This is a genomic window from Amycolatopsis sp. NPDC059235 (genome assembly GCF_042754125.1).
Classification (GTDB): Bacteria; Actinomycetota; Actinomycetes; order Mycobacteriales; family Pseudonocardiaceae; genus Amycolatopsis; species Amycolatopsis albidoflava.
On sequence record NZ_JBHZAG010000012.1, the window covers coordinates 15,091 to 38,040 of the forward strand.

21 protein-coding genes, 1 tRNA gene and 1 riboswitch are annotated in these 22,950 nt (G+C 68.0%); of the genes, 13 read left to right on the forward strand and 9 right to left on the reverse strand.

Annotation, left to right across the window (positions count from 1 at the left end; genetic code table 11):
* Positions 1 to 15: 15 nt before the first annotated feature.
* Together ACFXI3_RS10975 and ACFXI3_RS10980 are read right to left on the reverse strand one after the other, a co-directional pair.
* Positions 16 to 1,503 (reverse strand): sensor histidine kinase, encoded by a 1,488-nt coding sequence (locus ACFXI3_RS10975; protein WP_378399398.1) that lies wholly within the window; start codon positions 1,501 to 1,503, stop codon positions 16 to 18.
* Positions 1,478 to 2,230, reverse strand: coding sequence for a response regulator transcription factor (locus ACFXI3_RS10980; RefSeq protein ID WP_043834561.1), 753 nt, complete (start codon positions 2,228 to 2,230; stop codon positions 1,478 to 1,480). Before ACFXI3_RS10980 ends, ACFXI3_RS10975 begins: the two co-directional genes overlap by 26 nt.
* 179 nt (positions 2,231 to 2,409) lie before the next feature.
* Between ACFXI3_RS10980 and ACFXI3_RS10985 the strand changes: the two genes are divergently transcribed.
* Positions 2,410 to 2,985: a hypothetical protein gene (locus ACFXI3_RS10985; protein ID WP_344265996.1), complete on the forward strand. Its 576-nt coding sequence runs from the start codon at positions 2,410 to 2,412 to the stop codon at positions 2,983 to 2,985.
* A 60-nt stretch (positions 2,986 to 3,045) separates the two neighbouring features.
* Positions 3,046 to 3,240: a hypothetical protein gene (locus tag ACFXI3_RS10990; RefSeq protein ID WP_344265998.1), complete on the forward strand. Its 195-nt coding sequence runs from the start codon at positions 3,046 to 3,048 to the stop codon at positions 3,238 to 3,240.
* A gap of 1 nt (position 3,241) precedes the next feature.
* Here ACFXI3_RS10990 and ACFXI3_RS10995 read toward each other — a convergent pair whose 3' ends face one another.
* On the reverse strand, positions 3,242 to 3,688 hold the full coding sequence (locus ACFXI3_RS10995) for a nitroreductase family deazaflavin-dependent oxidoreductase (RefSeq protein WP_344266001.1): 447 nt from the start codon (positions 3,686 to 3,688) through the stop codon (positions 3,242 to 3,244).
* A 125-nt stretch (positions 3,689 to 3,813) separates the two neighbouring features.
* Between ACFXI3_RS10995 and ACFXI3_RS11000 the strand changes: the two genes are divergently transcribed.
* A complete protein-coding gene (locus ACFXI3_RS11000; RefSeq protein ID WP_378399399.1) occupies positions 3,814 to 4,494 on the forward strand; it encodes a TetR/AcrR family transcriptional regulator in 681 nt (226 codons plus the stop codon).
* A 46-nt stretch (positions 4,495 to 4,540) separates the two neighbouring features.
* On the forward strand, positions 4,541 to 6,058 hold the full coding sequence (locus tag ACFXI3_RS11005; RefSeq protein ID WP_378399400.1) for a 3-hydroxyacyl-CoA dehydrogenase: 1,518 nt from the start codon (positions 4,541 to 4,543) through the stop codon (positions 6,056 to 6,058).
* A 114-nt stretch (positions 6,059 to 6,172) separates the two neighbouring features.
* On the opposite strand, the gene folP is transcribed toward ACFXI3_RS11005, so the two are convergent.
* The 3 genes from folP to ACFXI3_RS11020 form a co-directional block, all read right to left on the reverse strand.
* Positions 6,173 to 7,024 (reverse strand): dihydropteroate synthase, encoded by an 852-nt coding sequence (folP, locus tag ACFXI3_RS11010; RefSeq protein ID WP_378399401.1) that lies wholly within the window; start codon positions 7,022 to 7,024, stop codon positions 6,173 to 6,175.
* Positions 7,025 to 7,049: 25 nt separating this feature from the next.
* Positions 7,050 to 7,140, reverse strand: a riboswitch (ZMP/ZTP riboswitch).
* A gap of 76 nt (positions 7,141 to 7,216) precedes the next feature.
* Entirely contained in the window at positions 7,217 to 10,195 is a 2,979-nt protein-coding gene (locus ACFXI3_RS11015) for a PQQ-dependent sugar dehydrogenase (RefSeq protein ID WP_378399402.1), read from the reverse strand.
* 93 nt (positions 10,196 to 10,288) lie between these two features.
* Positions 10,289 to 10,927: a L,D-transpeptidase gene (locus ACFXI3_RS11020; protein ID WP_378399403.1), complete on the reverse strand. Its 639-nt coding sequence runs from the start codon at positions 10,925 to 10,927 to the stop codon at positions 10,289 to 10,291.
* A 260-nt stretch (positions 10,928 to 11,187) separates the two neighbouring features.
* Between ACFXI3_RS11020 and ACFXI3_RS11025 the strand changes: the two genes are divergently transcribed.
* Entirely contained in the window at positions 11,188 to 11,700 is a 513-nt protein-coding gene (locus ACFXI3_RS11025; RefSeq protein ID WP_378399404.1) for a hypothetical protein, read from the forward strand.
* On the opposite strand, the gene ACFXI3_RS11030 is transcribed toward ACFXI3_RS11025, so the two are convergent.
* Together ACFXI3_RS11030 and ACFXI3_RS11035 are read right to left on the reverse strand one after the other, a co-directional pair.
* Positions 11,690 to 12,577 (reverse strand): serine/threonine-protein kinase, encoded by an 888-nt coding sequence (locus tag ACFXI3_RS11030; RefSeq protein WP_344266018.1) that lies wholly within the window; start codon positions 12,575 to 12,577, stop codon positions 11,690 to 11,692. The genes ACFXI3_RS11025 and ACFXI3_RS11030 overlap by 11 nt on opposite strands.
* Positions 12,578 to 12,594: 17 nt before the next feature.
* On the reverse strand, positions 12,595 to 14,337 hold the full coding sequence (locus tag ACFXI3_RS11035) for an N-6 DNA methylase (RefSeq protein ID WP_344266021.1): 1,743 nt from the start codon (positions 14,335 to 14,337) through the stop codon (positions 12,595 to 12,597).
* Between the two features lie 77 nt (positions 14,338 to 14,414).
* Between ACFXI3_RS11035 and ACFXI3_RS11040 the strand changes: the two genes are divergently transcribed.
* The 8 genes from ACFXI3_RS11040 to ACFXI3_RS11075 all read left to right on the forward strand — a co-directional run bounded on the left by ACFXI3_RS11040 (position 14,415) and on the right by ACFXI3_RS11075 (position 20,328).
* Positions 14,415 to 15,164 (forward strand): protein phosphatase 2C domain-containing protein, encoded by a 750-nt coding sequence (locus tag ACFXI3_RS11040; RefSeq protein ID WP_344266024.1) that lies wholly within the window; start codon positions 14,415 to 14,417, stop codon positions 15,162 to 15,164.
* Between the two features lie 63 nt (positions 15,165 to 15,227).
* Positions 15,228 to 15,312: transfer RNA gene (locus ACFXI3_RS11045), tRNA-Ser, on the forward strand.
* A 102-nt stretch (positions 15,313 to 15,414) separates the two neighbouring features.
* On the forward strand, positions 15,415 to 15,792 hold the full coding sequence (locus ACFXI3_RS11050) for a nuclear transport factor 2 family protein (RefSeq protein ID WP_378399405.1): 378 nt from the start codon (positions 15,415 to 15,417) through the stop codon (positions 15,790 to 15,792).
* Positions 15,793 to 16,163: 371 nt separating this feature from the next.
* Positions 16,164 to 16,424: a hypothetical protein gene (locus tag ACFXI3_RS11055; RefSeq protein WP_009084635.1), complete on the forward strand. Its 261-nt coding sequence runs from the start codon at positions 16,164 to 16,166 to the stop codon at positions 16,422 to 16,424.
* 5 nt (positions 16,425 to 16,429) lie between these two features.
* Positions 16,430 to 16,678: a hypothetical protein gene (locus ACFXI3_RS11060; RefSeq protein WP_378399406.1), complete on the forward strand. Its 249-nt coding sequence runs from the start codon at positions 16,430 to 16,432 to the stop codon at positions 16,676 to 16,678.
* A gap of 7 nt (positions 16,679 to 16,685) precedes the next feature.
* Positions 16,686 to 19,436 (forward strand): FtsK/SpoIIIE domain-containing protein, encoded by a 2,751-nt coding sequence (locus ACFXI3_RS11065; RefSeq protein WP_378399407.1) that lies wholly within the window; start codon positions 16,686 to 16,688, stop codon positions 19,434 to 19,436.
* On the forward strand, positions 19,433 to 19,804 hold the full coding sequence (locus tag ACFXI3_RS11070) for a hypothetical protein (RefSeq protein ID WP_344266039.1): 372 nt from the start codon (positions 19,433 to 19,435) through the stop codon (positions 19,802 to 19,804). Before ACFXI3_RS11065 ends, ACFXI3_RS11070 begins: the two co-directional genes overlap by 4 nt.
* Before the next feature lie 317 nt (positions 19,805 to 20,121).
* Positions 20,122 to 20,328 (forward strand): hypothetical protein, encoded by a 207-nt coding sequence (locus tag ACFXI3_RS11075; protein WP_378399408.1) that lies wholly within the window; start codon positions 20,122 to 20,124, stop codon positions 20,326 to 20,328.
* A gap of 53 nt (positions 20,329 to 20,381) precedes the next feature.
* Here ACFXI3_RS11075 and ACFXI3_RS11080 read toward each other — a convergent pair whose 3' ends face one another.
* Positions 20,382 to 22,793 carry an endonuclease/exonuclease/phosphatase family protein gene (locus tag ACFXI3_RS11080; protein ID WP_378399409.1) on the reverse strand — a complete coding sequence of 804 codons (2,412 nt, stop codon included), beginning with the start codon at positions 22,791 to 22,793 and terminating at the stop codon, positions 20,382 to 20,384.
* Positions 22,794 to 22,950: the final 157 nt, after the last annotated feature.

A 22,950-nucleotide genomic window follows, 5' to 3' on the forward strand; every position in this document is an offset into this window, starting at 1 on the left:
CGGGCTGTGAATCACTCACGAAGGAGTGTTGCCACCGTCACGCAATTGCGGGAACGAGGCGACGAATTCGGTCCGCCCCGGCCCGCTGGCGACCATCACCCGCCCGGAATGCGCCGCTACCACCGCGGCGACAATCGCCAGGCCGAGCCCGGTACTCCCGGCAGCGCGCGAACGAGAATTGTCGCCACGGGCGAACCGCTCGAATACCTCGGGCAGGATGTCCGGCGGAATTCCCGGCCCATCGTCCACAACGGACAAAGTGACCCATCCGTCTCGTGTGGACAGTGCGGTCGTCACCGTGGTGCCCGCGGGCGTGTGCGTGCGGGCATTGCCGAGGAGGTTCAGCACCACCTGGTGCAGTTGCCCGGAATCGCCCAGCACCGCGATGGGTTCGCCGGGAAGTTCCAGCAGCCACTTGTGTTCCGGCCCGGCGACGTGCGAATCGGCGACCGCGTCCGCGACCAGCCGGGACAAATCGACCGGCTGGTGCACCACCGGGCGTCCGGAGTCGAGCCGGGCGAGCAGCAGCAGGTCTTCCACGAGCGTCGTCATCCGCGCCGATTCGGATTCCACCCGGCTCATCGCGAACGCGATGTCCGGCGGCACCTGTTCGCCGCTGCGCCGGGTCAATTCCGCGTACCCGCGAATCGCGGCGAGCGGCGTGCGCAATTCGTGGCTCGCGTCCGCGACGAACTGCCGCACCCGGCTTTCGCTGGCCTGCCGGGCGGCGAGCGCCTCGGCGATGTGGCCCAGCATCCGGTTGATCGCCGAACCGACCTTGCCGACTTCGGTTCGCGGGTCAGTGTCCACTTCGGGCACTCGCTCGGACAGCGCGACCTCGCCGCGGTCCAGCGGCAGTTCGGAAACCAGAGAAGCGGTGGCGGCGAGCCGGTCCAGCGGAGCCATCGTGCGCCGGATCGTGACCGCACCGGCGAACCCGGCGACGAGAATGCCGCCGAGCGCGACGCCGCCGAAGATGAACCCCAACCGCCACAACGTTTCCGTGACCCGGGTCATCGGCAACCCGATCACGGTGAACTCGCCGCGCGGCGAATACGTCGAGATCACGCGGTATTTCCCGAGATTCCCGGGAAGCTCGACCGTGCGGCGCTGGCCGTTCGGCGCGAGCACGAGCAAAACCCGTTCCTGCTCCGTCGTCAGCTGAACGAGACCGAGCGGGCCGATCACCTGCCCGTTCACGTTTCCGTCGTGCACCGTCAGGCTGAGCGTCCCCTCCGGCTGGCCGAGCACGCGCAGCGGGTCCGGCGGCACCTTGCCGGTGCCGTTGATGGGCGGCCGCGGCACGCCGTGCCGGAACCCGCGATCGCTCGCCGCCGCCAGCTGTACGTCGAGCTGCCCGACGAGAAAACTGTTCAACGCGAGTTCGGTGACCACGCCGACCACTACGCAGACCAACGCGAGCAGCGCCGCCAGCTGCATGATCAGCCGGCGGCGCAACGACCACGGACGGCGGCGCTCAGCCCGCGGCGGGTTTGAGGACATACCCGGCGCCGCGCATGGTGTGGATCATCGGTTCCCGATCGGCGTCGATTTTCTTGCGGAGGTAGGAAATGTACAGCTCGACGATATTGGCCTGGCCGCCGAAATCGTAGCTCCACACGCGGTCGAGGATCTGCGCCTTCGACAGCACCCGGCGCGGATTGCGCATCAGGTAGCGCAGCAGTTCGAACTCGGTCGCGGTGAGCGGCACCAGGTCGCCGCCGCGGTGCACCTCGCGGCTGTCCTCGTCCAGCGTCAGATCGCCGACCACGAGCTGCGACCCGGTCGACCCGGAAACCCCGCCCGCCCGGCGCAGCAGCGCGCGCAGCCGCAGCGCCACCTCTTCGAGGCTGAACGGCTTGGTCACGTAATCGTCGCCGCCCGCGGTGAGCCCGGCGATCCGATCCTCCACCGCGTCTTTCGCGGTCAGGAAAAGAACGGGCAGATAAGGCGTTTCGGCGCGCATCCGGCGCAGCACCTCGAGCCCGTCGAAATCGGGCAGCATCACGTCGAGCACCACGGCGTCCGGCCGGAAATCGCGGCCGACGCGCACCGCCTCGGCTCCGGTGCCCGCGCTGCGCACCTCCCAGCCCTCCATCCGCAGGGCCATCGACACGAGTTCGGCCAGCGTCGATTCGTCGTCGACGACCAGCACGCGGACCGGGCTGCCGTCCGCGCGGCGCAGTTCGGCCTTGCCCCGGCCGGCAGATGCGGCGTTCACACTGCTCATGGTGCCATCTTCGGGGCCCGCCTTCAGGTCGAGCTGTGCCCCGGCTGTGCGTTTCCTGTGCAGTGTCCCCCGCGTTCCCCCGCCTGGGTGCACAGGTGTCCCCCACGTCCGGCACAGCTTCCGCACAGCGCGCGCCCCGACGCTCGGGAAGAACCAGCTCGAACGTTCCGGAGGAGACCATGACGACCGATCCAGCACAGGGCGCGACCTGGGGAGAGCAGCCTGCTCCCGCATCCGGCGGCAGCGGCCCGGGGAAAGCGTGGTCGGGCCGGAAGACCGCGATCGCGGCGGGCGTCGCGGTAGTGATCGCGGTGGGCGGCGGGCTGGCGATCTGGGCGGGCACCAGCGGCAACAACGCGACCGCACAGCAGGGTCAGGGTCCCGGCGGCTTCGGCGGCCCGGGAGGACCCGGCGGACAGGGCGGTTTCGCCGGTCGCGGAGGCATGGGCGGGATGGCCGCGCTGCGGGACGCACTGCACGGCGACTTCGTGGTGGCCGATCCCGCCGGCGGGTACGTGACCGAACGCCTGCAAACCGGGACGATCACCGAACTCAGCGCCACCTCGGTGACCCTGACGAGCAAGGACGGCTACAAGCAGAGCTACACGCTGGATTCTTCGACCAGCAAAACCGGTTCGCCCAAGTCCGGCGACAACGTCACTGTGGTCGCGAAGGTCCAAGGCACCACGGCCACCGCGACCTCGCTCGGCGAAGCCCAGCAGTTCGGCAACGGACAGCCTCGCCGCCGCGGTTAGTCGCTTGAAGGGAACCTTGAGAGACTTCCTCGAGGTTCCCTTCCGAGCGAGGAGGCTGTCGTGAAGCGGTGGATCACGCTGGCGTGCGGTGTGGTGCTGGTGCTCGTCGGCGCGGTGTGGGTGCTGCAGGGCGTCGGCGTGCTGACCGGCAGCTTCATGACCGGACAGAAGCTGTGGTTCCTGATCGGGCTGGTCGCGTTCCTGGTCGGCGTGGTCCTCGTCGCGGCCACTGCGTTCCGGAAACGCACGCACTGACTCACCGGGTGAAGATCTCGAACACCGGGTAGCCCGGCGCGATCTCCAGCAGCTTCTCCTCCGGAGCTTTCGCGTCCACGCCGTCGAAGAACGCGCCGACCTCGAACGCCCAGCGCTTGAGGTACGAGCGCAGGATGACGGGCTTCTCCTCGTCGGCCAACTCGCGGTAGGTGAAGGTCTCGGTGCGGCGGCCGACGGTCAGCTGGCCCTCGCCCGCGGCGCGGAGATTCCGCACCCACTGCGTTTCGCCGCGCGCGGCCACCAGGTACTGCTTGCCCTCGAACGGCAGCAGGTTCACCGGGACCTCGCGCAGTTCGCCGGACTTGCGGCCGCGCACGCCCAGCACCCGGCTGCCCCACACGCTGAGGCCGCGCTTGGTGAGCCAGCGGACGAAGCCGTTGAAGGCCGCCATCGTCTTGCTCGGTTCGAGGTAACGGGTGCTGGTCATGGGATCCTCCTCGGCTTGCGAGAGCGGTGCTCTCTGTTGTGAACAATGAACACCGGCACCCGTCGGCTGTCAAGAGCAGTGCTCTCGATTTTGCGCAGCGCTCTCATTCGAGGCACACTGATCGCATGACTGCCGCACCCCGGACCGCCCGCGAACGAGTCCGCGCCGAGCTGACCCGCGAGATCAAGGACGAGGCCCGCCGCCAGCTGGCCGAGGTCGGCGCGCTCGGGCTTTCCCTGCGCGCGGTCGCCCGTGAGCTGGGGATGGTCTCGTCGGCGCTGTACCGGTACTTCCCGAGCCGGGATCACCTGCTCACCGCGCTGATCGTCGACGCGTACAACGCCGTCGGCGAGGCGGCCGAACAGGCCGACCCGCACACCGAAGACCCGCGCACGCGCTGGCGAGCCATCTGGCGCGCGACCCGCGAATGGGCCCGCGCGAACCCGCACGAGTACGCGCTCATCTACGGCTCGCCGATCCCCGGCTACCAAGCTCCGCAAGACACCGTCGGGCCCGCGGGCCGAGTGGCGTTCGCGCTGGTCGCAGTGCTGCGCGACGCACATCCGCACGAGCCGGCGGTCACCGCGCCGATGTCGGCGGAACTGCGCGCGCAAGCAGATCGGCTCACCCGGATCCTGGAGATCGACGCGCCCGCCGAGGTCGTCATGCGGGCCATCGGCGCCTGGACGCAGCTGTTCGGCGCGCTCAACTTCGAGCTGTTCGGCCAGTACGTCGGCAGCGTCGACCCCGCCGACGCGTACTTCGAGCACCTCATCGGGCAGATGGCGGACTTCGTCGGTCTGTAGTCCGGGGTAAGTTCGCCGTGGCGCAAGAACGAAAGGCGGGTTCGACGTGACGGGATGGGCCGGACGGGTCGGCAGGATCCGGGTGATCGGCACCGGCGTGATGGGACGAGGCATCGTCCAGCTCGCCGCGACCGGCGGAGCCACCGTGGAACTCGCGGACGCGGCACCGGACGCGGTGAACGCGGCGATCGAGCACGTCAGCGCGATGGTCGACCGGCTGGTCGCCAAAGGCAAACTCGCCGAGGACGCCGGCCGCGCGGCGAAGGAACGGCTCGTCCCGGTCGACGGCCCGCTCGCGCCCGCCGAGGGCGTGGACCTGGTGATCGAAGCCGTCCGCGAAGACCTGGAAACGAAGCAAACCCTCTTCGCCGGCTTGGAGAAGGTCTGCGGTCCCGACACGATCTTCGCGACGAACACCAGCTCGCTGTCGGTCACCGAAATCGCCGCCGGGATCACCGACCCCACGCGCATGATCGGTCTGCACTTCTTCAACCCGGTCCCGCTGATGCGCCTGGTCGAGGTCATCCCCGGCGCCCGCACCGCCGATTGGCTGCCCGGCGAAGCGCTCGAACTGGTCCGCGGCTGGGGCCACGAACCCGTGCTGGCCAAGGACGCGCCCGGCTTCCTCGTCAACCACGCAGGCCGTGGCCTGAACACCGAAGCCCTGCAGATCCTTTCCGAGTCTCTCGCTTCTCCCGCCGAGATCGACCGCATCGCACGCGACGTCCTCGGCCTCAAGCTAGGCCCGTTCGAACTGCTGGACCTCACCGGCCTGGACGTCTCGCACGCAGTGTTGGAAAGCATCTGGAGCGGCTTCCACGCAGAACCGCGCCTGCGCCCGTCGTGGCTCACCCGCCCGCGCGTCGCCGCCGGACTCTTCGGCCGCAAAACCGGCGAAGGCTTCTACCGCTATCCCGACGGAAAACAAGAAGTCCCCGCGGAGGTTCCGGCCCCGCCCGCCCCCGCCATGCCGGTCTACGCCGCCGACGAACGCCTGGGCCGCCTGCTGTCCGCGGCAGGCGTCGACGTCGTCCCCGACGCCTACCCGGACACGGTTCTGCTGGTGACCTTGCGCGGAGAGTCCACTGTGGAGGCTGCCCGGCAGTTGGAATTGCCCGCCTCGCGCGTCTGCGGAATCGACGCCCTCGGCTACGAATCGCGCTTCACGATGTCTGTCCATCCTGGACTGGCCCCCCAGTACGGCCGCGCCGCCTGGGCCGCCCTGGCTGCCACCGGAACCCCGGTGACGGTCGTCCGCGACGGTGCCGCCCCCATCGCGCAACGCCTTCTGGCCTCGATCATCAACACGGCCTGCTACATCGCCGACCAGGGCCTCGCGGCCCCCGCCGACATCGACACCGCCGTGCGGCTAGGCCTTGGCTACCCCCGCGGTCCCCTGGAATGGGGCGACCTGGTCGGTCCGGAAAAGGTTCTCCGGATTCTGAACGGGTTGCTGCGCGCCACCGGGGATCCTCGCTACCGGCCCAGCGGTTGGCTGACCGAACGGGTTGCGTTGGGCCTACCGCTCGCCTCCACCGGCACCCGTCCGGCTGATCTGGCCTGATTTTTTCGGTGGTGCGCGGTAGCTTAGGCAGTGCTGGCGGATCCGGAGAGGATGCTTGTCGGACGCCCGTTTCGAGCTTGATGCTCACCGGAAACAGGGCAGTGTCGAGGCGCGTCATCGGCTGGCTCCCGCGTACTGGTCCAAGGCAGCGAGGACGGTGAGTGCGTCCCGAAGCGCCGCGACGTCGTGAGTCCGGATGAAATCGACGCGGTGGCTGGCGGCGTACAGCTCAGCGGCCAGGCTGGCCGGGCCGATCTCCGCCAGCTCGCGTCCGGTGATCGCGCGCAGGAACGACTTCCGGGACGGCGAGACCATGATCGGGACCCCGAACCGGGTCCTGATCGCGCGGAGCGCGCCCAGCACTGCCAGCGACGGTTCCGGCGTGGCGCCGAGAAAGTATCCGAGCCCGGGATCGATGATCAGCCGTTCGCGGTCGATGCCCGCCGCTTGGAGCGCAGCCAGCCGCTCGTCGAAGAACTGCTCCAGCGCCGTCAGCACCGTCTGCGGGTCGGTGCGCACCTTGGTCGCGGGTCCCCGCCGCTGCACCGAGTGCATGACGACGAGGCGGCATCCGGTATCGGCCAGCTCCGCATACCGCGCGGGGTCCGGAAATCCCTGGATGTCGTTGAGAAAAGTGGCTCCGCGAGCAGCGGCGAACCGGTGTGTCTGGGACTGGAACGAGTCGACCGACACGGGGATGCCGTCGGCGACCAAATGGTCCAGGACCAGGTCGAGGCGCCGCATTTCCTCGTCGGCGGTCACCGGCACGGCGCCCGGATGACTGGCTGCGGGGCCGAGTTCGACGACGTCCGCGCCCGCCGCCAGCAATCGGCGCGCGTGCGCGAGCGCGTTCGCCGGTGTCAGGAATCTGCCGCCGTCAGAGAACGAGTCCGCGCTGACGTTGACAATTCCCACCAGCTGAGGCCGGTGCCAGGATTCTCTCGAAAAGGCCAGAGGTCGAACCATCGCCGTGTCTCCCGGATCTCGATCCTGCAAGAGCCCAGGCGCACGGCACGACGTCACGTCGACGAGGCCGCTCCCCGATGGTGATCCATCTTCACACGCCAGTCACAGCCTAACGACACAGTAACAAGAAATCCCGGTGCGGAGCTACCGTCGGCCGAGCGATGGCGCACCGACGGCAGCCCCGAGAACGACTCACCACCGGTAGTCCGTGGTCACCCCATTCCGGAAAATCACATATCCGCCCCGGAAATCGCTTCGGGCGCCCCCGCTGATCGGATATTCATCCGAGGTAGGCAACCCCAGATACCCGTTCTCCCATCCCAGCGCGGCCCACCGCTTGCGGATCTCCCCCTGCACCATGTGCGCCCCAGTCCCCGCGCTCCAGTAAATCGAGCCACCGCCGGTGAAGTGGTTGTACCGCGCGATCCCGTTAGGGGTACTGGTTTCATCGGTAGTCGGATAACCGAGACCTCGCTCCCAACCCAGCGAAGCCCACTTGTCCCGAATGGCCCCACCGATCTGATGCGCCCCGGTAGCCGGCGTCCAGTAGATCGACCCGCCAGTGAAGTGGTTGTACCGGCCCACCCGATCCGGCGTCGCGGACTCATCCGTAGTCGGATAGCCAAGACCCCGCTCCCAGCCCAGCGAAGCCCACTTGTCCCGGATCGCGCCGCCGATCTGATGCGCCCCACCGGAAGGCGTCCAATAGACCGAACCGCCGGTGAAGTGGTTATACCGTCCGACCCCGTCGGGAGTCCCGGACTCATCGGTGGTCGGATACCCGACCCCGCGCTCCCAGCCCAGCGCGGCCCACTTAGCCCGAATCTGCCCTTGCACCGAATGCGCACCCGTAGAAGACGTCCAGTAAATCGACGCGGCCTGGCTTGCCGGGGTACCGATCAAATGGTTGTACCGCCCCACCCCGTCCGGCGTCCGGGTCTCGTCGGTCACCGGCGGCCCGTACAACTGATGCCCGCCGATCGCGAGGTACCGGGCCAGGATCTGCCCGCCGATCTCATGCACCCCGGCAGCCGCCGACCAGTACAACCGGCCGTTCGCGTAAACCCGATACCGCACCGGACCGTCCACGACCTCAGGACCCGTTGGCGCGCCGAGCAAACTCCGCAACCCAGGTTCAGCCGCATATCGCTGGTCGATCGCCGTGACGTAGTTGGCGGTAAGGGTCATGTCGCCGGCGCCAACGGTGATCGACCACGAAGAGGTAGCCGGACCGCCCTGCCAACCGGTGAACTTGGAGACCCCGTCAGTGCCGACCAACGCCGCGGTCACGTCGAACGTCGCACCCTCAGTGACCATCGCGCTGCTGACGCCGCCCTCGCTCGGGATGCTCAACGCGGCAGGCTGCGTTCCCACCAACGTCAACCGATGCTGGCGCGGGTAAGCGACATACGTCTTGCTGGCCTGCACCCCCGCGCTATCGGTAACAGTCGCGGTGAACTCCATCCGAGAGTCCGTGTGATCGGTAAACGGAACCGTCAGCGTGGGCCCGGTCGCCCCGTCTCCAGGATGCACATGGCAAGCCCCAAGATCCGGACAGTGCCGAATCAACGACGTCCACGTAACCGGAAGCGCTCCATCCTCAACGTCAGTAGCCGTAGCCGACAACGAAACCGGCTCACCGACGGCGAAGTTCTTGTCCGGCGCGGACAACGTCAACACCGGCGAGTGATTACCCGGCGCGACAGCAATCTTCGCCGTCCCAACCCCGCCGAGCGGATCCGAGACGGTCAACGTCGCGGTGAACGAAGCACCGTCCCCGTACTGGTGGCTGGCCTGAACCCCGGCACCAGTGCTGCCGTCCCCGAAGTCCCAGGCATACGTGAGCGGATCGCCGTCGGCGTCAGTAGAACCGCTGGCGTCAAAGGAAACCGTGCGAGTATCCGGATCCGTCGAAGACGTCGCCTTGGCCACTGGCGGAGCGTTGTTCGTCGAGTAACTCAACCGCCGGAGCACCCCGGAGTTGAGGTCGCTGAAGACAATGTCGCCGTTAGGCGCGGCAGAAATCCGAGTAACCCCACCGACATTCTGGAACGGCGGCGGACTCGTCGGCGCCTGCGTGAGCTTGCCCTGGGCGTCATAACGCAGCGTCCAGATCTTCTGCCCCGCGTAGTCGCCGAAGAAGTACGCACCCTGGTAAGCAGCCGGATAAGTAGTGCCCCCATACACAATCCCGCCAGTGACGCTGTTGCCCTGCGCAGGACCAGTCCCGTGCTGGTAGTCCCACAACGGCGGAGTGTTCACCACGGAAGCACAACGCGCGTCCGTTGAATAGCCCGGCGTGGGATGGTTCCCCTCGTAACAAGGCCAAGCGAGATTCGCCCCAGGCTGCACGACATCCAGCTCTTCCCAGGTGTACCAGCCGACATCGCCGACCACCGGCAGGCCGCTCTTCGGGTCAAGACTGAACCGGAAGGGGTTACGGAATCCACTTGCGAAAACCTTGCTGCGGGCGGAATCCGGCGCGGAAGCGTTGTAGTACGGGTTGCTCGGCACGCCCTTGCCGTCCGCGGTGAGGTGCAGGATCTTGCCGAACGGCGAATCGAGGTCCTGCGCGACGAAGGCGACCGGGTTGGTCTTGCCCGCGTCGCCGTTGTCGCCGACGGAGTACCAGAGCGTGCCGTCCGGCGCGGGGTAAACGGTGTCGAGGCCGTGGATGTAATACGGACTGCCGGGCAGGTCGAAAATCACCTGCTCGCCGGTCAGTCCGGACGGATGGCCGTCGCCGTCGACCTGCACGGTGAACTTGGCGGCGCGCAACGTGTACTGGCCGTTGCCCAGCGACACCGAGCGGTTCAGGTAGATCTGGTGCGAGGTGGCGTAGTCCGGCGCGAGCGCGATGCTCGTGAGGCCCATGTCGCCCTGCGTCTCGACCGGGAAGGTCGCGATCCGCTGCGGCGCGCCGGCACCCGCGGCCGGGACCCAGTTGACGACGCCGGACTTGCCGAGCGCCAGCACGCTGTCGTCGGGCAGCCAGGCGAAGTCGGTGAACTCGTACTGCCCGAGCCCGGTGGGCAGGTCCCGCAAGACGAACCCCGGCGGCAGCGCCGGAGTATCGGCAGCTGCCGCCGGGGCGACCGCGATGTCCACGACGGGAACGGCGACCGCCACGAGTGCGGCCACGAGCAGGGAACGGAACTTGCGCCAGGCCATCCAAGGCCCCCTTTCTCAGCGAGGAGTAATCGCTCAAAAGGGGGATGGAGTTGCCTCTATCGGGTGATATTTATCCGAACGTGACGCTCTGGGTCAGGGCACGACCTGGACGACGTCGCCGACGTGCAGGGTGTTGAAGAACCGCAGCGACGACGCCGCCGACAGGTGGATGCAGCCGTGCGAGTACACCTTCAGGCTGCCGGTGTGGAACGCGTCGCCCGGGTAGAAGAAGACCGAGTTCGGCATCGGCGCGTTGTCGAACTGCTTGCTCAGGTGCATTTTTTCCTTGGACAGCACGTGGAACGTGCCGGTCGGGGTCGCGTGCCCCTTGCGCCCGGGCAGCATCGAGACGGGGCCGTAGATGACCTTGCCGTCCTGCAGCAGCCAGGCGCGGTGCCCGGAAATGTCGACACAGGCGCTGGTGCCCGAAGCGGCGGCGGCCGCCGCGCACGGCACGTCGGCGCTCGGCTCCGGGTCGGCCTTCGGCTGCGGCTTGGGCGCGGGCGCGGGCTTCGGAGTCGGTTTCGGCGTCGGAGTCGCGCTGGTGCTCGCCGGGCTGCTGCTGGTCGCCGGGGCGGAACTGCTGGCCGGCGCGCTAGCCGACGAGGTGGGCACGCTCGCCGCCGCGGGAACCGCCCCGCCGCCGGAAGCCGACCCGGCCGTGCCGCCGGAGCACGCCACGAGCCCGAAAGCCGCGGCCAGCGCCGCCATCCCCACCAGAACCCTTTTCACGATCCGGTACCCCCGCGTTCGGTCGGGTCACATTCGGTAGGACCCGTATCACCCGAATAGACGACCACCACCCCTACGTGGTTGCTCGGAAATGGTCACGATCCGGCGTCTCCACCCCCGGGTTGAGCCGCGGATCCACCCGGCACCAGCCCGTACGCCGACGAAAACCGCACCGATCCCGGCGAGGCTGGAAGCACGCCGGGCAGCCTCCCGGCACCCGCCGCCGGCCGGGCGAAGCCGACCACCTCCGAAGGAGCACCGTGAACCTCGGCCCGCTCACCATCGTTGTCTACGTCGCGATCGCGGCACTCGTCCTCTACCGGGTCGTCTACCGGCAGTGGCGCGGCACGCTGCTCAGCCGCAAGCGGTTGCTGACGCTGCCGTTCATCCTGACCGCGATCGGCGTGTTCTCCGCCGCCACCGCGTTGCAAAGCGCGACCGCGACGGAATACGCGCTGCTGGCTGGCGACGTCGTAGTCCTTGGCCTGCTGGGCGTCCTGCGCAGCTCCACTTCGGTTCTCAGTGCCCGCGAAGGCACGACGTTCGTGAAGGGCACTCCGCTCACGCTGGTGCTGTGGTTCGCCACCATCGGCGTACGCGTTGGCTTCTCCTTCATCGGAGCCGCGCTCGGCGTCAGCAACACCGTGACGTCTTCGACGATCATGCTCACGATCGGCGTCAGCATCGGCGTACAGAACGCTTACACCTACTACCGCATCCAGAAGCTTGGCCTGCCGCTGTCCGAGCAGACGCCCGCGAGCATCAGCCGCTAAGCCCCACCATGCGCGCGTACATCCGCGAAGGGCTCAGCACCGTTGCCGGGTGCAGGAAACCCGGCAACGGTGGCAAGTCGCGCGCGAAAGGCACGAGATTCGCGTACAGCACTTCCGCCCCAGACGGTCGCGCCGAAGGATCCTTCGCGAGCGTCGCGGCGAGAAGCGCGTTCAACTCTCGCGGTACGCCGGGAACGACCGGCGCTGTTTCCTTCACCTGCTTGTCGAACACCGCGTACGCCGTCGGCCCGGTGAAGACCGGACGGCCAGTCAGCATCTCGTGCAGTACGCAACCGAGCGCGTACAGGTCGCTTCGCGGCTCCGCGTGCCCACGCTGGATCTGCTCCGGAGCCATGTACGACGGCGTACCCAGCAGCTGTCCTGCGCGCGTGAAGCGAGCAGTGTCGGCTTCGCGCAACACAGCGAGCCCGAAGTCCATCACCTTCACACTGCCGTCCGGACACAGCATCAGGTTGGCTGGCTTGAGATCACGGTGACAGACCGCGCGAGCGTGCGCCGCCGACAACACCGCAGCTGCTTGCGCCGCGATTGCCGCCGCCCACGGCACCGGCAGCGGACCGTGTTCGGCGATCAGATCGTCCAGCGTCACGCCTTCGACGAACTGCATGACCTGGAATAGCCGGTCGTCATGCGCGCCGAAGTCGTACAGCGTGGGCGCGCCGGGATGGTCGAGCGTGGCGAGGATCCGCGCTTCGCGCGCGAAGCGTTCCTCCAGCTCTTCGTCGCCGCCGGGCAGCCGCAGCAGCTTGATCGCGACGTGCCGGCCCAGCCGCCGGTCGAGCCCGCGGTGCACCGAACCCATGCCGCCCCGTCCGAGCGGCAGATCGTCGACCTCGTAGCGGTCCGCGATCAGCATGGGCCCCCTCACAGCGCTCACCCGCCACCGGGCTTCAGCCGTCCTTCGGCGAGTGCGGCAAAGCCTAGCCGCACCAGGTCGCGGCCGATTTCCGCGGTTTGCCGCAGCGCCCGGTCGAAGTCCGCGAGCGCGCGGAAAGCGACGCCGTACGCACGCTGCGTTTCGAGCGGATGCCGCGGCACCTTCAACCGCCGCGCATCGATCCGGGTCGACGCGCTGTGCACCGGGAAGTCCGCGGCGCGCAGGCAGCCGGCGAGGAACTGTGCGTCGAGCAGCTCCGGATCCACGCGATAACGGGAAAGCGCGGGCCCGAGCCGCACCGGTGCTCCACTATGGACGATCACCGCGCCGGTGACCGACGCGACCACGTCGCCTTCATGGGCGAACACCGCCGCCGGATCGGGCGCGGCATGCCCGGTCGGCGGGCCACCGATTAGGACGTCGTCGGTGGTCAGCACGGCTTCGTCGCCGTCGGCGGTCCGCGGCGGCGCGTGCGTGATCCGCAGCGCGCCCGCCTTCACCAGCTCGCCGACAGTCGTGTGCGCCGGTTCGCCGGAAGCCGGTTCCAGCTTGGGCAGCTCGATCCCGATCTGCCCGAAGAGCCGTTGCGCGGCAAGGAAAGCCTCGCCCGAGTCACTTTCGCCAGGGCGACCGGACGGCGTGAGGTCGACGTCGTCGTCGAGCACGTCGATGATGCGTTCGCCGGTATCCGGATCGGCCAGAAAGTCCAGCCACACCTGCTCGACGTTCTCCGCGGTCGTGTCGGCGATCAGCACGGTCGCCGGCGCTCGCTGCTCCGGCTCCGGTCGCGTGAGCAGCCAAAGATCGGTGCCCGCCGCGAGCGTGCACACCGCACGCAACGCGCCAGCGCGCAGCAGATTCGCCCGGATGCGCTTCCCGCTCCGCCGCCCGGCCGCCGCCCCCGGCATCAGCACCGCCACCGCGCCGCCGGGCTTCACGTGGGCCAGGCAGTGCTGCACCCACGCCAGCTCCGACTCGCCGCGCGGCGGCAAGCCGTACTCCCAGCGCGCGTCGCCGACCAGTTCCTCGTGCCCCCAGCCGCGCTCGTTGAACGGCGGATCGCACAGCACGACGTCAGCGAGCCGATCGGCGAAAGCGTCCGCGCGCAACGCGTCTGCGGCGTGCACCTCGGTGTCCGCGCCGTGCAGCCGCAGCCGGATGCCAGCGATCCGCGCGGTGTCCGGATCGACGTCCTGCCCCCGCGCCCGGGTCGCGGCGGCGGCCAGCAGCAGCGACCCGAACCCGCACGCCGGGTCGAGCACCGTGGCCCCCTTCGCGCCGGTCAGCCGCACCATCAGGTCGGCGTACGCGGTCGGCGTGGTGGAAAGCCGGCGGGCATGGGCCTCGAAGAAACGGTCGCAGAGCTGCTCGAACGTCTCCGCCGCGCCTTCGCTCGACGCGAGCTGGGAGATCAGCGCCAGCAGCTCCGCATCATCAGGCCCCTCAGCATCGTCCGCGAGATACTCGCCGACCGCCGCCAGCCGCGCGCCGAGATCGAGGTCGTCGCCAAGGGCACGCAGCCGTTGCCACGCCTCGTCAATCGGCGCGAGCTCGAACGGACGCCCGCGCCCGCGCAGCCACGCCTGCACCTCCGGCAGCGAAAACAACGGGCTGGACGCCGTGCCGCCTACAGGTTTGGGAAAATCGTCGTGGCGCCGCCGCCAGTTGCTCACCGCCGCCCGGCGCACGCCCGCCAGGCGCGCGATGTCGGCCGCACTCACCGCCGCGTCGTCTGCCATGACGAGCACGATAGCCGACGACAGCGGTTTCCATCGTTTTGCTTGTTAACTCAGTCAACCAATGGTTTCATGGGGACATGGCCACCGAGCAGACCCGGTTCACCCTGCGCTACTCCGCGGGATCGGATCAAGGGCGACGACGCACCAACAACGAGGACTCCGTGTACGCCAGCGGGCGGATGCTCGTGGTGGCCGACGGCATCGGCGGCCAGCCGCACGGCGAGGTGGCCAGCTCGACCGCGGTCAGCGTGCTGGCCTCGCTGGACGCGGAGCTGCGCACGCTGGACCTCACCGCGCACAACCTGTCGAACCTGCTCTCCGACGGCGTCCGCCGGATCGCCGAACAGCTCGCCCAGGTGGCCGAAGAAACCCCCGCCACCCAAGGCATGGGCACCACCCTCACCACCCTGCTGTTCGACGGCACCCACTTCGCCGCGGCCCACGTCGGCGACTCCCGCGGCTACCTTTTGCGCGACGGCGAACTGCAGCGCATCACCCGCGACCACACCCTGGCCCAGGCCCTGGTCGAAGACGGCACCATCAGCGCCGCCGACGCCGACCACCACCCGCGTGGCTCGATGCTGATGAAGGCCCTCCTGAGCACCGGCTCGGCCGAACCGGACGTCTGGGAGTTCACCCCGCAAGCCGGCGACCGCTACCTGCTTTGCTCCGATGGCCTCACCGCGGGCGCCAGCGAACCGGCCATCCAGGACGTCCTCGCCGACGGCACCCCCGAGGAAATCGTCCCGCGCCTCATCGCACTGGCCAACGAGGGCGGCGGCCCGGACAACATCACCATCGTGGTCGCCGACGTCGTCCCGGCCTGAACCGGTTCGCGCAGGTCGGACCACCTGCGGAAGCCCGGAGAGCCATCCGGTATTCTTCCCCACGGAGGATTGGCCGAGCGGCCTAAGGCGCACGCTTGGAAAGCGTGTTGGGTTCACGCCCTCGCAGGTTCGAATCCTGTATCCTCCGCTGCAACACCACGAAGGTCCCGGCTTCCCAGAAGCTGGGACCTTCGTCGTTTCCGCGTAAATCCCTTGCCTGGCAACGATATTCCGCTGACAGAATTCGGTCATGAACCACAGCGCAGCTCAAGAGTTCGCCGACCACTGGGCACAGGCGTGGAACGCCCACGATCTCGACGCATTGATGACCCACTTCGCCGACGACGTGACCTTCCGGTCCCCGGTCGCGGTTCAGGTGATCGGCGGCGACGGCGTGATCCGCGGCAAGGCGGCGCTGCGCGCGTACTGGGCCGAGGGGCTGCGCCGGATTCCCGATCTCCGCTTCGAGGTCATCGGCGTCTACGTCGGACTCGGCGCGCTCGTTATCAACTACCGCAACCAGAAGGGCGGACTGGTCAACGAGGTCCTGGTCTTCGACGGCGATCTCGTCGTCGAGGGTTACGGCACCTACCTCGGCGACGACCCGAATCCGGCAGGCGCTCGCTGAACCGGGCGGCGGGCCGTCGCTGTCCGCAACCGGGGCAGGGGCTGGGATCGGCCGAACGGTCCTACCCGCTAGGCTTCGCCGCAGACTTCATCGCAGCCGTCCGGAGAGGTTTCCCGGTGTCACGAATACCGTTTTGACCTGGGCGTTGGCCGTCGCACGAACACCGAGAACCCGCAGGTCAGAAGGCTGAAACGCGGGTTTCGGGCCCCGCGTGCGCACCCGAGAAGCCGACGCCCGACTGGCCCCGGATGCCCGACCGCGTCCGGGGCTTTGTCGATTCTCCCGTTCCCACTTACTTACCGAAGACACCTGATCACGCTAAGTTTGTATGTGGTCGTTTCAGCCCATGACGCACCGAGGAGCCCGCCCCCATGGCCGGAGTGGAAGAGATCCGCGCTGGTATCGCGCTCGCGAACGAGAAGGCGTCCGCGAGCATCGCCGCGCTGCAGCAGGCAGCGCAGGCACTCGAAGAAGCACAGCTGTCGCTGTCCCAAGCCACCCAGGGCAGCAGCCAGCACGAGGTGAACCAGGCGCACGGCCTTCTCGCCGAAGCGCTGCAAGGGATCACCGGCATGCAGAGCACCATCCAGGCCGGCATCTCGTCGGCCGATTCCTACTCGGCGCGGCTTTAACGCCGATGTCGGGGCTCGCCGAAATCCACCAGTTGCTCACCACCGCGCGAGCGGGGGTCGGCGACGGACGGGCGCATGCCGAGCGGGCGAGGACTCTGCTCGGCGACGCCCGGCGCGCACTCGTCGACGCGCAGGCCAAGGCAGATCCGTGGCTGCCGGGCCAGTTCGCGCAGGCCGACGAGGCGCTCGAACACCTCCTCACCCGTTTAGCCGCCGCCGACGATCTGGTGGGCGGATACCAGTCACGCCTGTAGGGATGAGATGGCCAGCAAGTCAGCCGAGCAACGCAACCGTGTGCAAACCGCTCTCGACCGGGTCCGGCACCAGATCGGGCTCGTGCTCGGGGCCGCGGTCGGCGCGCGCGAAATGGCCGAGGCCGAGGTGGCGCGGCTGACGCTGGAACAGGAGATCGTCCGGGTCGGCATGGATCACGCCGACCCGGCCCAGCAGACGGAATGGGCGCGGCATCCGGCGGCGCACGAGGTGTTCGCCGCGCTCGGCGGCACCCGCACCGCCTTCTACACCGACTGGAGCGCCGGTCCCGGCGAGCTGCGCGACCTCGTCGCCGCGCACGCGCCGGGCCCGGCCGGGCGGCCGCCGAGCGAATGGCTCGGCCGCGTCGGCACGAACTCCGGCGTCACCGCTCCCGGGCTGTGGCGGGTCGGTTCGGCCACCGCGGCCGGACGCGACATCTCGCGCACGTTCGACGTCGCCGTGCCGCTGCTGGACGAATCGCACCTGGCCATCACCTCCGCGCCGAAAACCCGGCCGGTGGTGGACGGAATCGTGCAGGGCCTGCTGATGCGCGTGCTGTCGGCGTTCGAGCCCGGCGCGGTGAAAATCCACCTGTGGGACGTCGGCCAGCTCACCGCGATCCTGCCGGACCTGTACCCGCTCAGCCGCACGAGCGCGCTGTCGCTGTACGACCCGACCCGGCTGGAGGATCTGCTCGACGAACTCGCCGGGCACATCCGCCGGATCCACGCCACCGGCATGCAGGCGGGCCACACCTCGTTGCGGGAACTGCGAAAAGCGACCAACCAGCGCTTGGAGCCGTACCGGATCGCGGTGCTGTACGGCAACGGCGAAACCCTCGACGCGGAACGCGCGCGCGACCTCAAGCGCGTGGCCAGCGGCGCGCTCACGGCCGGGATCTGCCTGATCCTGGTGGACGTGCCCACCGCGGTGAGCGCGTCGATCGAAACGCTCAGCCTGCTGGACGAACGCCGCGCGGTCAGCAGCATGACCGGCAGCGACCTGGTCGTGGACCTGGATCCGCCGATGCCGTCCGGGCAGGTCATCCGCGCGGCGAACCGCATCGCCGAAGCGCTGATTTCCCGCCAAGGCGGGCCCAGGTCGTTCGCCGACCTGATGCCGGCCGAGATCGGCAAGGAGAGTTCCGCGCGGGAACTGCGCGCGCCGATCGGGTTCCATGAGGGCGAAGCCGTCGAAGTGGTGATCGGCGACGCGAGCCCGCACGCCCTCATCGGCGGCCCGAGCGGTTCGGGGAAAACGAACTTCCTGTACGCGCTGCTGGGAAGTCTCGCCGCGCGCTACACGCCCGATGAGCTGGCGTTGTACCTGCTGGACTTCAAGGAAGGCGTCTCGTTCGCCGGTCTCGCACCCGGTCGCAAGGACTCCAGCTGGCTGCCGCACGCGAAGCTGGTCGGCGTCAACGTCAACACCGACCGCGAATTCGGGTTGGCACTGCTGCGTTTCCTCGCCGACGAACTGCGTCGCCGCTCCGCCGCGGCGAAGGAGCACGAGGTCACCAACCTGGCTGACCTGCGCGAACAGGATCCGGGCGGGCATTGGCCGCGGATCGTCGCGGTGATCGACGAATTCCAGTACCTCTTCGCCGGACGTGACCAGGTCACCGCGCAAGCCACGCAGTTGCTCGAAGACATCGCGCGCCGTGGGCGTTCGCAGGGCATCCATCTGGTGCTGGCCAGCCAGGATGTCGCCGGTATCGAAGCTTTTTGGGGTAAGCCCGCGGTGTTCGAGCAGTGCACCTTGCGCATCGCCATGCCGAAGGCGCGCCGGGTGCTCGCAGAGACGAACAACGCGGCTGTTTCCGCACCTAAGTGGCATGCGGTGATCAACCACGATTCCGGTGTCGCACACGGGAACCAGCTCGCGCACGTGCCGGATGCGAGCACTCGCAACGTTTTCGTGAACCTGCAGCAAAAACTGTGGGAACTCTACGCTGGCCGATTCTCCCGGCCCCGCCTGTTCGACGGTGCGCATTCGCCGGTGCTGGAACAGTTCCCGGCGTTCATGGAGCTCAAGCCGAGTCCGCAGCCGCGGGCGATCCTGGGTCAGTCGATCGACGTCACCGAGGCTGCCTGCGGCGTCGAGCTGCCTCGGGTACCCGGCCGAAACATCGCGGTACTCGGCGGCGCGACCGCGGAGGCTTTGTCCATTATGGACTCAGCCGCGCGATCGCTTTCCCGGCAGCTTGAGCTCGGACAGGTCGAATTCCTGCTCCATTGCCCCATTGTGGCCAGTTCCCCCGCGGTTTTGGACTTGAAGAGCCGCCTAGAAGCCGAAGGTCATCTCGCGACACTCACTGAAGACCTCTCCACCGAGCTGGGATCAATCGTCGAGTCACTCTCCACGACGACGCCACGCATCCTGCTGCTGTACGGAGTGGACGCTGCTTTGCCTGCACTGGAAGCCAAAGCCGTCGGACAGTTGAAGAGCGGCCTCGACCACCTGCGCCTGCTGCTGAAGAACGGCCCCGCGCACGGTGTGCACACCATCGGCTGGTGGCGCAGCATCGCGCGACTCAAGGACACGCTCGGCTTCGGCGGCACGGACGACATCGGGACCTGGGCCGCGCTGGACGTCCAGGGCAACGATCTGTCGCCATTCGCCGCGGGCCAGGTTGTGCACTGGTCGCCGCGGCCGGGCCGGGCATTGTTCTTCGACCGCACCACGCACGGGGCGCCGGAAGTCATCATTCCGTTCCAGCGCCCGGAAACCGAGCCGACCGCGGGAGGTACGCCGTGACCGAGGGAACCACCAGCCCCGCTATGCGGTACAAGGAAATCGTCGGCCTGGCCCGGGGTTCGGCGGACAGTCTGCGCGCTTGGGAACTGGCACGGGCGGACGAGATCGAACGCCAGCTGTCGGACGCCCAAGCCGCAGTGGTCGCCGCGCAGGATCGGGAAGAGAAGACCCGAGAGCGCGCTAGCCGGTGGTGGAAGATGGCGCTGCACAATGTTTCGCGGCTGAATTTCGTTGAGGCTTTGGATGATCCGCAGCCGGTTACTACGGCTCGGCCGCAGTATTTGGACCGGTATTTGGAAGAGGTCAAGCCGAGTTACCAGGAGCTGGTCCAGGCGGTGCTGGGGCTCGGCTGGCGCGCGAAACGTTAAGCCGTGAAAGCCCTGTCCCAGACAGCTAGCGCACTCGGCTGGCGAAACGCGTCAGAAAGTGGACTGAACGACTGAAACTCAGTCGGCCAACTCTATCGTCCATGCCAGAACCGGAGACGCCTCAACCCGCCCGAACGGCGTGGGAGCGACGCCAACCCAGAAAGTATCCGGCCCACGAAGTCACGGTTCACGCGTTCGTGTGACTTCTGTATTCAAATGCATACAGATCTACTCGAGATAGACATCGCCCAGTTCTAGCCGGTGACATCGCCCGCGGTCATGGATCGGGGCGATCTACGCAGGGAGAGGCGTACGTCGTGACGGCAACAGTGGCGGAAGTCGCGGCAATTGTTGCCGCGTCCGGAACGCTGCTAGGAAGCATTGCCCGGCCGCTCTTTAAGTGGCTGACGGCGAGAACCTTCGCGGCGAAGGCCCTGCCTCAAGATCTTCCCAAGATCGCGGAAGCCATCCACCATCCAGGCAATCGCGGACAGATGGATCGCCCCAGGAAGCAACAGCCGTGAGGGGAACCCTGAGGGAATCAGATTCCCTCAGGGTTCCCCTCACGAACAACTAGCTACGCCGTACGGTGCAGAAACCGGTCCAACTGGTCGAGCACGTCATTCGCGAGGTCCGCGAACGGATTCCCCGCCGAAGGCCGGAACCGAACCACCTGCGGATCATGGTCACTGGCCTGATCCGCGAACTCAGCATTCACATGCACCACGTCGTAATCCACACCGCGCGGAGCAGCGGAAGCCAGGATGTGGTCCAGCACCTGCGACTGACCCTCAAAAACGTAGCTGTACCGCTCAGCCGGAGGCAGTGTCGCGATCAGGTCCTTCAACAACCCACCCGAAGTCAGCTTCGCCAGCGCAGGCGAGAACTGGTAGTCGTTCAAATCCCCGGCCACCACGACGTTCGCCCGCGGGTCCGCGCCCAGCAACTGCGCCACGAAGCCCTGCAGAACCGTCGCCTGCTTCTGCCGCTGCACTTCGGAGCTGCGCGTCGGCGGCTGGTAGCGGCCATGCGTCGGCTGGTCGCCGCCCTTGGAGTTGAAGTGGTTGGCCAGCACGAAAACCGTCCGGCCGCGGAACACGAACTCGCCTGCCAGCGGCTTGCGGCTGTCCTCCCACGCCCCGTTGCCCGGATCGACTCGGCCCGGCGACTGCGTCAGGTGCGCCTTGCCATGATCGGAAACCACGCCCACCGAAGAAGTCGGGCTGCCACCGGGACGATCCACAAAGGACACTCGCGACGGGTTGAACAGGAAGCCCACGCGGATGTTGCCACCCGGCTGTCCGCCGTCCTCGTCGTTCACCGGGTTGATCTGCCGCCATTGGTACTGCGGGCCGCCGGCGGCGACGATCGCGTCGGTGAACTTCTTCAGCGTCTCGTCCGCATCAACCGTGCCGTCGTCGGTCGCGCCGCTGTTGTCCTGGATTTCCTCCAGGGTAACGATATCCGGCGTCGCGAGGTTGTCGACAATGCCGTGCGCGAGCTGCGCGTATTTGGTGTCCGAATCGGACGGCGCGAGATTCTCGACGTTGTACGTCGCCACCGAAAGCTCGCCCGGACGCTGCTTGCGCGTGGTCTCCCGCTGCAGCTTGTTGTCCTTGGCCGCACCCAGTTTCGACGCGAACAGCGTGTACCCGCCGAAGTTGCTGTACTCCACCGGACCGGACGTGACGCCAGTGAGCACGTCACCGGTGTTGACCTTCGGAGCCGCTTGCTGCGAGGACGGAATGATCGACTGGACCTTCAGCACCCCAGTGTTGATCTTGTCGTAGCCGAGGTAAACCGTGCCACCGCGCGGCGTCGGATTCTGCTGCGGCTTCGTCGTCACGTACAGCTCACCGTACTTGTTGCTCGGGCCGACCACCCGCGCGTCGGAAACCTGGACGATCTCGCTTTCGTGCGATTCCCAGAAGTCCAGCGCGTACTTCGACGGCTCGAGCGGCAGCGATTCGATGTTGCCGCCCGCGTTGGGGGCCAGCACATCCGGCACCTGATCCGGCGTCAGCACGGTCGGGGCGGGCAGCGGGTTGCCCGAAGAGTCGACCGTCCACTGTGCACTGGTCAGCTCGGTGAGCGACTGGTAGTTCGAGGTCGCGGGCGCGTCCGGGTAGTACTCCTTGACCTTGCCCTGCGCGGTGATCGCGTCGCCGACCGCCACGTCCGGGGTGGTCGATCCGGTGAACACGAACAGGCCCTCGCTGGTGCGCGGGTCGCTGTCCGGATGCGGGTCGGTGATCCAGAACCCGCGCGCCGAGCCGAAGCTGCGAACCGCGGTGACGATGCCGGTGACGTCCTCGACCTGCTTGTCCTTGAACGGCGAAATCCGCGTGGTGCCCTGGATGTCGTGGATCTTCGCCGGAACACCTGGCTCGCCCGGCTGCGTGCCGGTGGTCTCGCCCTTGGTGTTGGTCGGCGTCGGGTCGCCGACCGCGAAGTCCGCGCTGTTGTTGTCGGTGTCGGCGAGCGTCGCCGCGCGCGCGACCGAGGTCGTGTTGGACGGTGCGGCGGCCGGATCTCCTTCGCGGACAACGGCATCGCCGAAGCCGACGAGGTCCTTGACCCGGCTGTCGGCCGCGCAATCGGCAGCGGTCTTGCAGGTCAGCGGCGCGCTGTCGGATACGAGAGCGACGGTCCCGGCGGTCGCGGACATCGCGATGGCCCCGGTCGCGTCGGGCGTCGGCAGCGCGACCGTGCCACCGTTGCCCTTCCCCTCCGCGACGAGGTAGCGACCCTTCGGCGCAACGGACCCGGCGAGCGGCGTGACCTGCCACTTGCTCGACGCGCTCGCCGAACCAGGCAGATACTGGACGCTGTAGCCGTCGAGCGCGACGGGCGCGCCGCCGTGGTTGGCCAGTTCGATGAAGTCGTTGGTCAGCGTGGCACCGGAATTGCCGCCACCGCCGTAGACCTCGGCGATCAGAGCGTCCGCGCTCGGTGTCGCCGAAGCGGGTGCGGCCAGTCCGCCAAGCACGAGAGCAGCTGCGGAGACGGCAACCGCGCCTCTGGTCAGTCTTGCCCCACCGGCGCTGCGGCCCCCGGCGGGACGACGGGATATGGTCACCCTGAGTCCCCTCTGCATGTCAACGGTCGAGGCATCGTCCCCCGAACAAGCGAAGCAGAGGAAGACG